The organism is Pseudomonas sp. D2002, from assembly GCF_013385735.1.
Classification (GTDB): Bacteria; Pseudomonadota; Gammaproteobacteria; order Pseudomonadales; family Pseudomonadaceae; genus Aquipseudomonas.
The window spans coordinates 225,720-238,057 of sequence record NZ_JACAPL010000008.1 but is presented as its reverse complement, the minus strand read 5'-3'; the positions used below and the strand labels follow the sequence as shown (position 1 = coordinate 238,057).

Below are 12,338 nucleotides of genomic sequence, written 5' to 3'. Positions count from 1 at the left end.
GCGAGGTGCCGAGTGGTGGGGCGAAGACTTTTTGGTTACTTTTGTGTCTTTACAAAAGTGACCCGCCGTAAGGGCGGAACCCTAAGCCGCCGTAACCGCAGCAACGGATATGTACACAACACACCAACCAGCCTGGTCGGCCCACAGGCCGCCACGACTAAAAAGCCCGAGCCATATGCTCACTTATACGCAACCGCAACCACCGCTCCGCCGGGTCATTGTCATGCACCCCACTCCACACCATCGACAACTCCGCCGCCTCGATCTCAAACGGCGGGTCCTCAGCCCGCAACACCGTGCCCTCGGTCAACGCACAAGCCGCATAATCCGGCACGGTCGCAATAATCTGCGTGCCCGCCAACAACGCCCGCAACCCACTGAATTGCGGCACCGCCAGCACCACCCTGCGTGCCCTGCCGATCCGCGCCAAATCCAGGTCGATGTTGCCGCTCAAATCCCCCGAAAACGACACCATCGCATGGGGCCGCGCGCAGTAGTCATCCAGGGTCAACGGCGCCTCCCCGTCGTCCCCACGCAGCACCTTGCAGGGAATATCCCGCAGCTTCTTGCGCTTGGCATTCGCCGGCAATTCCGTGGTGTAACTCACCCCCACCGAAATCTCGCCGCTGGCCAATAACGCCGACATCAACAGGTAATTGGCCCGACGCACCACCACCACAATCCCCGGCGCCTCCTCACGCAGTTGGCTGAGCAGCGGCGGAAACAAGCCAAACTCCGCATCGTCCGACAGCCCGATACGGAACACCGCGCAACTGGTGGAAGGGTCAAAATCCTTGGCACGGCTGACCGCGCCGGAGATGGTGTCCATGGCCGGTTGCAACTCCTTGAGTATCGCCAATGCCCGTGGCGTGGGTTCCATGCCCCGCCCGTTGCGCAGCAGCAACGGGTCGTCGAACAAATCCCGCAGCCGCCCCAACGCCGCACTCACGGCCGGTTGGCCCATAAAGAGTTTTTCGGCGACGCGGGTCAGGTTCTTCTCGAACATCAGCGCTTCGAAAATCACCAGCAGGTTCATGTCGACGCGGCGCAGGTCGTTGCGGTTCATGGCGGTTTCCACAGGGTTTCCAGGCCGCCAGATAAGCACACGCCCCCACCTGCCGATTGCACGCCTGTGCTGTCTTTTCCACGCCCTGAGCTGGCGAAATTAACAACGATTAACTCGTCAGCCAGACGGTCCGGCGCCAAGAATGAGGCGGTCTACACTGGATCCATTCACCGGGAACGCTCCCATCGACTACGGATATTTGTCATGGCCCGACTTGAGTACTGTGCGCCACGTTTTAGCGCGACCGGCGGCCTATGCCCCCGGCGCGAACGCATTGCCAAACAGCTGATCCTCGCCAACCTCGGTGAAAGCCTGGCGATTGCCGACCTGGCGCAGGCGTGCGCGCTGTCGCGCAGCCACTTTTCCCGGGCGTTCAAGTGCACCACCGGGCTGTCGCCGCAGGAGTGGATTCGCCAACAGCGCATCCAGCGCGCCAAGGAGTTGATCACCGGGTCGTCCTTGAGCCTGACGCAAATCAGCCTGGAATGCGGGTTCTGCGACCAGGCGCACTTCTGCCATATATTCACCCGCAGCGAGGGCGTCAACCCGATGACCTGGCGAAACCACCAGTTGCGTCACAAGCCGCAAGTGATTGCGGCCTAGTGGTCGGCACACGCCTGGAATATGCTGGCCAGACCCTTTTCCCCGAGCATCGGCCACCATGAGTGACCCCAGCGAACAGGCCGTGCACTTCGGCCCCTACCGCATCCACCCGCGCCAGCGCCTGGTGCTGGAAGCCGGTCGCCCGTTGCGCCTGGGGCGGCGCGCGGTGGATATTTTGCTGATCCTGCTGGAGCAGGCCGGCAAGGTGGTGAGCAAGCAGGAACTGATCGCGCGGGTGTGGCCGAAAACCGTGGTGGAAGACGGCAACCTGCGCGTGCACATGGCCGCGCTGCGCAAGGCGCTGGGCGATGGTCAGGCGGGGCAGCGCTATATCGTCACCGTGGCCCAGCGTGGCTACAGTTTTGTCGCACCACTGAGCATCGAACCGATGACGCTTGCCGCCGACGGCATTCCCCACAGCCAGGGCCATAACCTGCCGCTGCGCCGCACCCGCATGCTCGGCCGCCAGGCGCTGATCGATGCGCTGGTGCAGCAATTGCCGCAACAACGCTTTATTACCCTGACCGGCGCGGGTGGCATCGGCAAGACCACCGTGGCGCTGCGGGTGGCGGAATTACTGATCGGGCACTACCGCGACGGCATCCGCCTGCTGGACCTGGCGCCGCTCAGCGCGCCGGCGATGATCCTGCCCAACCTCGCCGCATTGCTCGACCTTACGCCCACCGAGCATGAGCCCCTGCTCGCCCTCGCCCGCAGCCTGCACGCGCGTCAGTTGCTGCTGGTGATCGACAATTGCGAACACCTGCTCGACGACATCGCCCTGATCAGCGAAACCCTGCTGCGCCATGCGCCCCACGTGCACATCCTGGCCACCAGCCGCGAAGCCCTGCGCGCCGAAGGTGAACACGTGCAACGCCTCGAACCGCTGGCCTGCCCGCCAGCGACGGGCAACCGTGCCCAGGCCCTGGGCTACCCGGCGCTGCAACTGCTGATCGAACGCGCGCTGTCGCATCAAGACAGTTTTGAACTCAGCGAAGCCGACTTGCCGCTGGCCATCGACATCTGCCAACGCCTGGACGGGATTCCGCTGGCGATTGAACTGGTCGCCGCGCAGATCCAGCGCTTCGGCCTGCAGCGGCTGCGGGTGCAGATGGAAGACAACGTTCGCCTGTTGACCCGTGGCCGGCGCAGCGCCCTGCCCCGCCAGCAAACCCTGCGGGCCACGCTGGACTGGAGTTTTGCATTGCTGACCGCGTGCGAGCAGATTTGCCTGCGCCGCCTGGCGGTATTTCGTGGCGGGTTCAGCCTGGCCAGCGCGGCGGCGGTGATCGCCGGTGAGCAGATTGCGCCGAACGAAGTGCTGGGCTCGATCACCCAGTTGGTCGCCAAGTCGCTGCTCAATGTAGAGGCTGGCGACGATGAAGTGGCCTACCGCCTGCTGGATATCACCCGCACCTATGCGCTGGAAAAGCTCAGCGTGGCCAATGAGCTTGAGGCCACCCGTGAGCGCCATGCGGCGCGGTGCCTGGCGCTGATGGAGCAGGCGCAGGAGGACTGGGAACTGATCGCCACGCAGGCGTGGATCAACCGTTATGCGCCGCTGCGCGAGGACATCCGCGCCGCCCTCGATGGGTGTTTGGGCGACGGGGGCGCGCACCTGCTGGGCATTCGCCTGACCGTCAGCGCCATGCCGCTGTGGCAGGAATTATCCCTGCTGCGCGAGCACGGGTTGTACGTGAACAAAGCCCTGGCGCGCCTGGCGCAGTCGCGTGCGCCGAGCCAGCGCCTGCACATGGCCTTGCAACTGGCGCTGGGCAGTTTTTCCTATCACACCCAGGGCGGCACGCCGCAGACCCTTCAAGCATTTGCCTGCGCGCGGCGCCTGGCCGAAGCCGGCAAAGACTTGGGCGGCCAGCTGCGCGCGGTGTCGGGCCATATGGCGGTCAACCTGTGCAGCGGCAACTACCGTGAGGCCTTGGCGCAGAGCCTGCAGTTTGATCAGCTTGGCCCACAATCCGAGCCCTTGCTGGACCTCAGCGCCCAGCGCCTGCGCGTACTGGCGCAACACTTTGCCGGCAACCAGGCACTCGCCCTGCACAACGCCGAACAAGTGATCCAGCGCATGGCCCACAGCGGCCACCTGAATCGGTTTACCCATGGCTTCGGCGTGCAATACGACCAGAGTGTGGCGTCGTTGACGATTCTCGCGCGCACCCTGTGGCTACGGGGTTTTCCCGAGCGTGCCTGGCGCACCGCGAACCAGGCGCTGGAACTGGCGCTGCAAATCAACCACGGCACCTCGATCTGCTACACCCTGGCCCTGGCCGGCGTGGTGATCGCCCGCTACAACGGCGACAGCGCGGCGGCGCGTTCGCTGCTTGACCTGTTGCTGCGACAGGCACACAAACACTCGGTGCAGTTGTTCCACACCTGGGCGCGGCACTACGAGGGCACGGCGACCGACAAGGATTTGCAAGGGCTGGGCCTGGTCCGGGACACGCTGGTAACCTTCAACGCCCTCGCCGTGGATGACGCCTTGTTCGAGCGCGCCCGAAGCGGCGCGGCCGGTTGGTGTACGCCGGAGATTCTGCGCGTGCGCGCCGAGGCAATCCCTGATCTGCGCAAGCGCGAATCACTGCTGCTGGAGGCGCTGGGCCTGGCCAACCAGCAAGGCGCGCTGGCCTGGGAATTACGCAGCGCCACGTCACTGGCACAACTGTGGCAAGGCCAAGGGCGCGTGCAGGCGGCGCGCGACCTGCTGAATTCGGTCTACACGCAATTCAGTGAAGGGTTTGCCACCCACGACCTACTCCGCGTGCGCCGCCTGCTCGACGAGTTGCAAGACAAACGGCCGGCCTGAAAACGGCCCCAGGTAATGCCCATAACCTTGCTGCAAACGCGCCACCTGCACCGGGTCACGCAGGTGCGCCAGGGCGTAGCTGCGCAGGCTGTTGAGCAGGCGGTAGCGCGCAGGGCCCGGGCCCGGCTCCACCGTCAGCATCGACGTGGCCGCCAGACGTGTCAGCAGGTAGGACAAGTCGGCGTGTTCCAGCTCGGTGCCGGCCACCAGCTCGCTCAACAGCGGCAGGGTCACGGCCATTTTGAACAGCGCCAACTGCAAAAACAGCCAGCGCTGCGGCAGGCTCAGGCGCTCGTAACTCCAGTCCAGTGCAGCGGTCAGGGATCGATGACGTTCTATCGCCGTGCGTCGGCCACGGGTCAACACCTGCACGCCTTGTTGCAACTGCGCCTGCAAGCCGCGTAAGCCCAGGGCCTCGACCTGTGCCGCCGCCAGTTCCAGGGCCAGGGGAATGCCGTCGAGGCGCCGACAGATATCGCGCAATGGCGCCAGGTCCTGCGGGCGCAGCACAAACCCTTGCTGACCGGCACGTACCCGCGCGACAAACACATGCACCGCCGGGTAGACCATCGCCTGCTCGACACTGCCCCAGGCCGAGGGCGCAGGCAGCGCCAGCCTGGGCACGCGCTGCACCCACTCGCCGGGCACTTGCAAGGCTTCGCGGCTGGTCAACAGCACCGTCACCTGCGGCGCTTTTTCATGCAGCACGCGCACCAGATGGCGGCAGGCGCCGAGCAGCACGTCGGCGCCGTCGAGCACCAGCAACAGGTGGCGCGCAGCCAACTGCTCGCACAGTGCGTGGGCGCTGCTACACGGTTGCAGGTTCAGGGTCGCGGCCAGATGGCGCAGCAGTTGGCTCGGCGCGTGGACCGTCGCCAAATCCACCCAGCCCACGCCGTCGCGATAGCGCGGCAACACCCGTTCGGCCAGGGCCAGGGCCAAGGTGCTCTTGCCCACGCCGGCGCAGCCAGTGAGCATGATCAGCCGCTGGCCGGACAGCCGCCGCACCAGTGCACCCAGCAGCTCATCACGGCCCAGCATCGGGCTGAGCCGGGCGGCCAGGTTGTGCCAGGGCCGCGCCGACGCAGCGGTCGACGGTGCGACAAAACAGTAGCCACGCGCAGGCTCGTTGAGGATATAGCGCTGCCCGTCCAGCGCACGGCGCAGGGCCGCGATGTGCACGCGCAAGTTGTTCTCTTCGACCACGCTGCACGGCCAGACCCGCGCCAGCAACGTGTCCTTGGCGACAAATTGGCCTGGCGTTTCCAGCAGCACCGCAAGGATATCCAGCGCACGCCCACCCAGCGGCACCGGCAGGCCAGCCTTGCTGACCAGACGCTGTTGCCGGTGAAAGGTGTAGGGGCCGAAGCTCACTGTGTGTGGGTTGTTCATCCGGTTAGCGGCGCTGGAACACCCGGTCTTGGGCGTTTGCGCATCCTTTTCCATGGGCCTGTCGCTATCTTGCCAGCTCGCCGTGACAGGACAATGCTGGCACGGGGAGCGACACGGACAATCAGGTGCGCGAAACAGCCATGCTGGCGTTAACTGAACTGCTGGCGGTATTGCGTCGGGTTAAGGCCGAGCTTTTCACTGAACAGAAAACGCATGTGTCGCACGCTGCCGAAGCCTGCGTGAAACGCCACGGTCTTGAGCGGCAGGTCAGTGGTTTCCAGCAAGTGCCGGGCGCGGTCGATGCGCGCGCCTTGCAGGAACGCCATGGGCGTCATCTGCACCTCCTTGGCGAACACCCGCGCAAAGTGGCGCGCACTCATGCCTGCCAACGCGGCCATAGCGTCGATAGTGAACGGCTGATCGAGTTGCGCCAGCACTTGGTTCTGCACGCGGGTGATGGCCGTTTCCAGCGGCGCCACCGCAGCGGTCATCGGGCTGAACTGGGCCTGGCCGCCCTGGCGTTTCATCACCACCAACAACACTTTGGCCACGTCCACCGCCACCTGTTTGCCGTGGTCCTGGGCGACAATCGACAGCGCCAGGTCGATACCGGCGGTCACCCCGCCGGAGGTGATCAAGCGGCCATCCTGCAAGTAGATGCGATCGGTCTCGACAATCGCCTTGGGGAAGCCCTTGATCAAGCGCTCGGTGTAATGCCAGTGGGTGGTGACGCGGCGGCCGTCGAGCAGCCCGGCATGCCCCAGTACAAACGCGCCGGTACAGATCGAGCCGTAGCGCCGCGCCCGTGGGGCGGCGGCCTGCAGCCAGGGCAGCAGCGCTGGGTGACATTCGTTATAGGCGCCGGGGCCGCCCGGCACCAGCAACAGGTCATAGGCGTCGTGGGCCTGATCCAGTTGCAGGTCGGGCTGCACGTGCACGCCATTGGACGCGCGCAGCAGGCCCGGCTCAGTGCCAATCGTCAGGATCTGATAGTGCGCGGTCGCCGGCAGGTAGCGGTTGGCGATGGAAAACACTTCAAGTGGCCCGGCCATGTCGAGCAGGAGGAAGTCCGGAAACAGCGCCATGGCCACGGTTTTCATGCGGGGATAAGTCCATTGAGAAGGAAGTCGAGGCGGCATTATGGCACGGCTTTTACTGTCAACTTTAAAGAGACAGTTATTCAAATTTCAGCTTCTTAATGAATTTATTGGTAACCATTAATCTTCTTCTCAACGCAAGCGCCCTGCATCACGCAGCCCGCGCTCACTTGAGGACAAGACCATGCTGACCCTTCGCAAAGCTTCGGACCGCGGCGCCGCCAATCACGGTTGGTTGAAGTCGTTCCACACCTTCTCGTTCGCCAGCTACTGGAACCCCGCCGAGCAGGGCTTTTCCGACCTGCTGGTGATCAACGACGACCGCGTCGCAGCCGGTAAAGGCTTCGGCCAGCACCCGCACCGCGACATGGAGATTTTCTCCTATGTGCTCGAAGGCGCCCTGGAACACAAGGACACCCTGGGCACCGGCTCGGTGATTCGCCCTGGCGATGTACAACTGATGAGCGCCGGCAGCGGCGTGGCCCACAGCGAGTTCAACCACAGCCAGACCCAGGGCGTGCACTTCCTGCAAATCTGGATCGTGCCGAATGAGGCCGGTGCCGAACCGCGCTATCAACAGGAACACTTCAGTACGGCGCAGAAACGTGGGCGCTTGCAGTTGATCATCTCGCCGGATGGCGCCGAGGGCTCACTGAATGTGCGCCAGGACGCTCGGGTGTATGCCGGGCTGTTCAACGGCGCCGAAGCCGCGACCCTGGACCTGCCGCCGGATCGCCACGTGTACATCCATGTGGCCAGGGGCAGCGTGGACGTCAACGGCCAGCGCTTGCAGGAAGGCGACGGCGCCCGTGTGAGGAATGAACGCCACATTAGCCTGAGCCATGGTGAGGATGCCGAGGTGCTGGTCTTCGATCTGCGCCCTCAGGACCGGCCGCAGATGCCTTGACCGTCGACGCGATGGCCCGCCCCAAAACGGGTCATCGCTGGCATCGATAGTCACCATCAGCCCAATGAAGTTCTCTTAAAAACACCAACGCGTAACATCAACCCCATGCCAAACGGCACCCAACTAAAACACTCGGAGCACACCATCATGAAACGCCAACTCTTGCTTAGCCTCGCTTTCTCGGTACTGGCTGCAAACGCTTTTGCTCACCCGGTTGTCGCTGAAGGCGGCGCGGATCGCCTGCAAGGTAACCACGTAGCGGAAGGCGGTTCGGATCGTCTGCTGGAACGCCGTGTGGCCGAAGGGGGTTCTGACCCTTTGCTGGAACGTCGTGTTGCCGAAGGCGGTGCTGATCGCTTGCAGGAACGAGGCCTGGCCGAAGGCGGTGCTGATCGCTTGCAGGAACGTGGCCTGGCCGAAGGCGGTGCTGATCGCTTGCAGGAACGTGGCCTGGCTGAAGGCGGTGCTGATCGCTTGCATGGCAACAACGCATAACCCCGCACTGTTCGCGGGGCACCCCAAACCGGCCTGATCAGCCGGTTTTTTTTCGTCCCCGATTCAGTCCAGGTTGCGGTCCACCCACATCACCGCCTTGCCGATCTGTTGCCGCGCCTCGATGCGCGCATGCACCTGCTGCACCGTCTCCAGGCTGTAATGCCCTTCGATGTCCACCGTCAGCGAACCCTCCAGCATCGCCGCGAACACCGCATTGGCGCGCCGTTGCACCGTCGCGCCATCGGCCATATGGTCGGCCAGCCGTGGCCGGGTCAAAAACAGTGAGCCCGCCTCGCCCAGTTCAATCGGGTCCAGGTCGGTCAGCGAGCCGGAGACGTTGCCATAATTGACGATCAAACCACCGGTGCGACAGGCACGAAAGCTCTCGCGCAAGGTGTTTTTGCCGACGGAATCGAAGACCACATCTACCCCGCGCCCGCCTGTGGCTTGCAGCACCTGGTCGGCAAAACCGTCATACGTCCACGCCTGATCGGCGCCGCGCGCAAGCGCAATCGCACATTTCTCGGCGGTGCTGCCGGTGGTGAACACCGTGGCACCCAAGCGCCGCGCCATCTGCACCAGCAATTGGCCGATGCTGCCGGACGCGGCGTGAACCAGGCAGGTGCTGCCCGCGTGTAAACGGGCGACATCGTCAACCAGGTAGTGCGCGGTGCAACCCTGAAACATCGCTGCCGCCGCCTGATCGAAGCGGATGGCGTTGGGGATTTGCGCAATTTTGTCGGCGGGCACATGGGCGTATTCGGCATAGGCGCCCCAGGCAATGCACCAGGCCACGCGGTCGCCAACGGCCAAGTGACTCACGCCCGGGCCGACTTCCACCACCACGCCGGCGCCTTCCATGCCCAAGGTGCACGGCAGTCGTACCGGGTACGTGACCGAGTGGGCGTATTTGCCTTGGCGCGTGTGAATGTCCATGAAATTGATTCCGGCACAGGCCACCTTGACCAGCACATGCCCGGCCGTCGCCTGGGGTTTGGCAACGTCGTGGCACAGTTGGGCAACTTCAGGGCCGCCGTAGGCTTGCAAGGTAATGGCTTTCATTGGGGGAACAACTCCGTTTGCACTGGGAAGCGGCCATGGTAAAAGGACAGGCTCGGTAGGAATATTCCCCAATCTTTCCCAGCCTCTGTGCGGAAATAACCCGATGTTTGACTGGCAGGATCTGTATTACTTCACCGTGTTGGCGCGCACTCAGTCGCTGTCGGCGGCTGCCCGCGAGCTGCAGGTGGAGCACGCCACCGTCGGGCGGCGGGTCGACGCGCTGGAAAAAGCCCTCGGCGTAAAACTGGTCGACCGCCTGCCCCGCAGCCGGCCGCTCACCGCGCAGGGCCTGGCGTTGGCCGAATTGGCGGCGGGCATGGGCGACATGGCCACCGAAGTGATGCGCCTGTCGCGCGTGGCCTCCATCGAACTGGCCGGCACCGTGCGCGTCAGTTGCCCGCCGTCGATTGCCAACCACTGCATCGCGCCGCACGTGGCACGGCTGCGCGCGCAATACCCACAGCTGAACCTGGTGCTGATGCCCTCCACGCAACTGGCGGCGCTGGACAAGGGCGAAGCCGATATCGCCCTGCGCACGGTGCGCCCCGACGAGGATGCACTGGTGCGCCGCAAGGTCGGCGTGGTGCGCTTCGGGCTGTATGCCGCGCCCGCGTACACGCAACTGCCCGCCGCCCAGTGGGCATTTATCGCCTACGACAGCAGCCGTGATCACTTGCCGCAACAGGCATGGCTGCACCAACTGCGCGGCCAGCGCCCGATCGTGTTTGCCGCCAGCGAGTTGATCACCCAGCAAATGGCCGCCCGCTCGCAGGTCGGCGCGGTGGTGTTGCCGACATTGGTGGGCGATCACGACCCGCTGTTGGCGCGACTGCCCACCGCCGGCGACGGCCCGGCGCGGGATATCTGGCTGACGGTGTACCCGGACATGCGCCGTTCGCCGTCGGTGAAGGTGGTGATGGAGTTTCTGGTGGCGTGCATTGAAGGTGAAGCGCAGCTGCGGCGTTGAGTCAGCCTGCCGTGGCGAGGAATTTCTTGCGATACGCCGCCGGCAGCATGCCGACGCGCTGCTGGAACAGGCGACGAAACGAATTGCTGTCTTCATACCCCACCGCGTAGGTGATGCTTTCGAGGGTCATGCGCGTTGATTCCAACATCTGCTTGGCACGCTCCAGGCGCAAGGTTTGCACATAGGCAATAGGCGTATAGCCCGTCGCCTCCTTGAACCGCCGCTTGAAATTGCGCACACCAAAGCCAAAGCGCCGGGCCACTTCATCAATCACCAGCGCCTGGGCAAACTGCTGCTCAAGCCAATGCTGCACCCGCAGGACCTCGCCGTCGCCGTGGTTCTTGGGCAATGACCACATGGCGTACACCGACTGCTCGGTGCGTACGTTGTCGATCAGCAAGTATTTGCCACAGGTATGCGCCAACTCGGGAGAGCCAAAGCGGCGGATCAGGTGCAGCATCAGGTCCATCGCGGCGCTGGCGCCACCGCAGGTGATCACGCGGTTTTCTTCGCAGAGTATCTGCGCGTCATCCAGCGCGACGCCCGCGTAGCGTTGCCGGAAAAACCCGGCAAACGCCCAGTGGGTGGTGGCGCGCAAGCCCTGCAGCAAGCCGCTCTCCGCCAGCAGAAAAGTCGCCGTGCACATCGACGCCAGCACCGCGCCCTGGGCATGGCGTTCGCGCAACCAGGGCCCGTAGGCGGGAAAGCTCGGCATGGCCTCCTTGAGGGTAAACAGAAAACCAGGGATCAGGACCAGGTCGGTCTGGCGAACCTGCGCGAGCGAACACCCCACCTGCAAACGCTGCCCGCCCCAGGCGTCCACGGCCTGGCCGTCGAGGGAGGCGACCACGATCTCGAACGGCGGGCTGTCGGCGAACAGGTTGGCGGCGCTGAGCATTTCCAGGGCCAGGGTGGCGCTGGCGGCGGAGCATTGGTCGACCAGGAGCAAGGTAATGTGCATGTTTGCGCTTTTCGCATGTAATAAGTCATTTGCGCACCTACCTTAGCCGATTCCTCGCCCGTAGAGTGCGGCCACTGATCAACTGCCTGGCGCGTTTATGAATCTCTGGTTTCGATTGCTCTACATGCTGTCCCGTCGGCCCTGGCGCACCCCGGCCCATGGCCTGGAGACCACCGTGGTGCGCATGCGGGTGTGGCCGCTGGACCTGGACATCAACCGGCACGTCACCAATGGCCGGTATTTCTCCCTGGCGGATGTGGCGCGGATGGATTTTGTACTGCGTACCGGCGCGTTTCGCGTGGCCCTGCGCAACAAGGCCCTGCCGATCGTGGGCGATACCTGGGGCAAGTTTCGCCGCGAACTGAAGCTGTTCGAAGTGTTCGAGGTACACACCCGCATGCTTGGCTGGGACCACAAGTGGAGCCTGATGGAGCACCGTTTCGTCAGCAAAGGCCGGGTGATCGGCGTGGTGGTGATGCGCGGGCTGTTTCGCTCAGCCAAAGGCACCCTGCCCCCGGCAGACTTCGTGCGCGAGCTGGGGTTGGCCGAAACGTCGCCACCGCTGCCGCAATGGCTGAGTGACTGGGCGAAAAGTTGTGATGATATGAGTGTGCAATTGCGCGCAGAGGAGCTGGTTTAAACCACGCGGGCCAGCTTCTTCAAGTTGGCTTCGGCGTCGTCCTTGGGGGTGAAGATGCGCCCCGGATTACCCGCTCCGCGTGGGGAATGCATGCTCTGACGCTCTGCGTCACCTGTACATCGGCCTTGAGATAGAAGCTGGCGCGGGACGCGGAGCGTCCCAGGCGGCGTTCCCACGCAGAGCGTGGGGACGATCAACTCCACCAGACAAGCATCATCGCGACCCTGATCGTTCCCACGCTCCGCGTGGGAATGCATCCTGTGACGCTCTGCGTCACCTGTACACCGGCCTTGAGAAAGAAGCGGACGCGGGACGCGGAGCGTCCCA

General features: G+C 64.2%; 11 protein-coding genes. 6 read left to right on the top strand and 5 right to left on the bottom strand.

The features are described from left to right. Positions 1 to 157: 157 nt before the first annotated feature. On the bottom strand, positions 158 to 1,066 hold the full coding sequence (locus HX783_RS17695; protein WP_177017753.1) for a LysR family transcriptional regulator: 909 nt from the start codon (positions 1,064 to 1,066) through the stop codon (positions 158 to 160). Positions 1,067 to 1,270: 204 nt separating this feature from the next. Between HX783_RS17695 and HX783_RS17690 the strand changes: the two genes are divergently transcribed. Both HX783_RS17690 and HX783_RS17685 read left to right on the top strand, forming a co-directional pair. After that, entirely contained in the window at positions 1,271 to 1,669 is a 399-nt protein-coding gene (locus HX783_RS17690) for a helix-turn-helix domain-containing protein (protein ID WP_177017752.1), read from the top strand. 58 nt (positions 1,670 to 1,727) lie between these two features. After that, complete coding sequence (locus HX783_RS17685) at positions 1,728 to 4,490, top strand: winged helix-turn-helix domain-containing protein (RefSeq protein ID WP_177017751.1); 2,763 nt, start codon at positions 1,728 to 1,730, stop codon at positions 4,488 to 4,490. On the opposite strand, the gene HX783_RS17680 is transcribed toward HX783_RS17685, so the two are convergent. Both HX783_RS17680 and HX783_RS17675 read right to left on the bottom strand, forming a co-directional pair. Then, positions 4,437 to 5,936 (bottom strand): winged helix-turn-helix domain-containing protein, encoded by a 1,500-nt coding sequence (locus tag HX783_RS17680; protein WP_177017750.1) that lies wholly within the window; start codon positions 5,934 to 5,936, stop codon positions 4,437 to 4,439. The two genes, HX783_RS17685 and HX783_RS17680, sit on opposite strands and share 54 nt — an antisense overlap. 95 nt (positions 5,937 to 6,031) lie before the next feature. Further along, positions 6,032 to 6,982: a GlxA family transcriptional regulator gene (locus HX783_RS17675; RefSeq protein WP_159955465.1), complete on the bottom strand. Its 951-nt coding sequence runs from the start codon at positions 6,980 to 6,982 to the stop codon at positions 6,032 to 6,034. Positions 6,983 to 7,163: 181 nt separating this feature from the next. Between HX783_RS17675 and HX783_RS17670 the strand changes: the two genes are divergently transcribed. Both HX783_RS17670 and HX783_RS17665 read left to right on the top strand, forming a co-directional pair. Further along, positions 7,164 to 7,886, top strand: coding sequence for a pirin family protein (locus HX783_RS17670; RefSeq protein WP_159955463.1), 723 nt, complete (start codon positions 7,164 to 7,166; stop codon positions 7,884 to 7,886). 147 nt (positions 7,887 to 8,033) lie between these two features. After that, complete coding sequence (locus HX783_RS17665) at positions 8,034 to 8,381, top strand: hypothetical protein (protein ID WP_177017749.1); 348 nt, start codon at positions 8,034 to 8,036, stop codon at positions 8,379 to 8,381. A 63-nt stretch (positions 8,382 to 8,444) separates the two neighbouring features. Here the strand turns inward: HX783_RS17665 and HX783_RS17660 are convergent, their stop codons facing one another. Continuing rightward, positions 8,445 to 9,443, bottom strand: coding sequence for a quinone oxidoreductase (locus tag HX783_RS17660; RefSeq protein ID WP_177017748.1), 999 nt, complete (start codon positions 9,441 to 9,443; stop codon positions 8,445 to 8,447). Positions 9,444 to 9,546: 103 nt separating this feature from the next. Between HX783_RS17660 and HX783_RS17655 the strand changes: the two genes are divergently transcribed. Continuing rightward, on the top strand, positions 9,547 to 10,410 hold the full coding sequence (locus tag HX783_RS17655; RefSeq protein WP_177017747.1) for a LysR family transcriptional regulator: 864 nt from the start codon (positions 9,547 to 9,549) through the stop codon (positions 10,408 to 10,410). Position 10,411: 1 nt separating this feature from the next. On the opposite strand, the gene HX783_RS17650 is transcribed toward HX783_RS17655, so the two are convergent. Beyond that, on the bottom strand, positions 10,412 to 11,371 hold the full coding sequence (locus HX783_RS17650) for a GlxA family transcriptional regulator (protein ID WP_177017746.1): 960 nt from the start codon (positions 11,369 to 11,371) through the stop codon (positions 10,412 to 10,414). A gap of 97 nt (positions 11,372 to 11,468) precedes the next feature. Between HX783_RS17650 and HX783_RS17645 the strand changes: the two genes are divergently transcribed. Next, a complete protein-coding gene (locus HX783_RS17645; protein WP_177017745.1) occupies positions 11,469 to 12,011 on the top strand; it encodes a thioesterase family protein in 543 nt (180 codons plus the stop codon). Positions 12,012 to 12,338 lie beyond the last annotated feature (327 nt).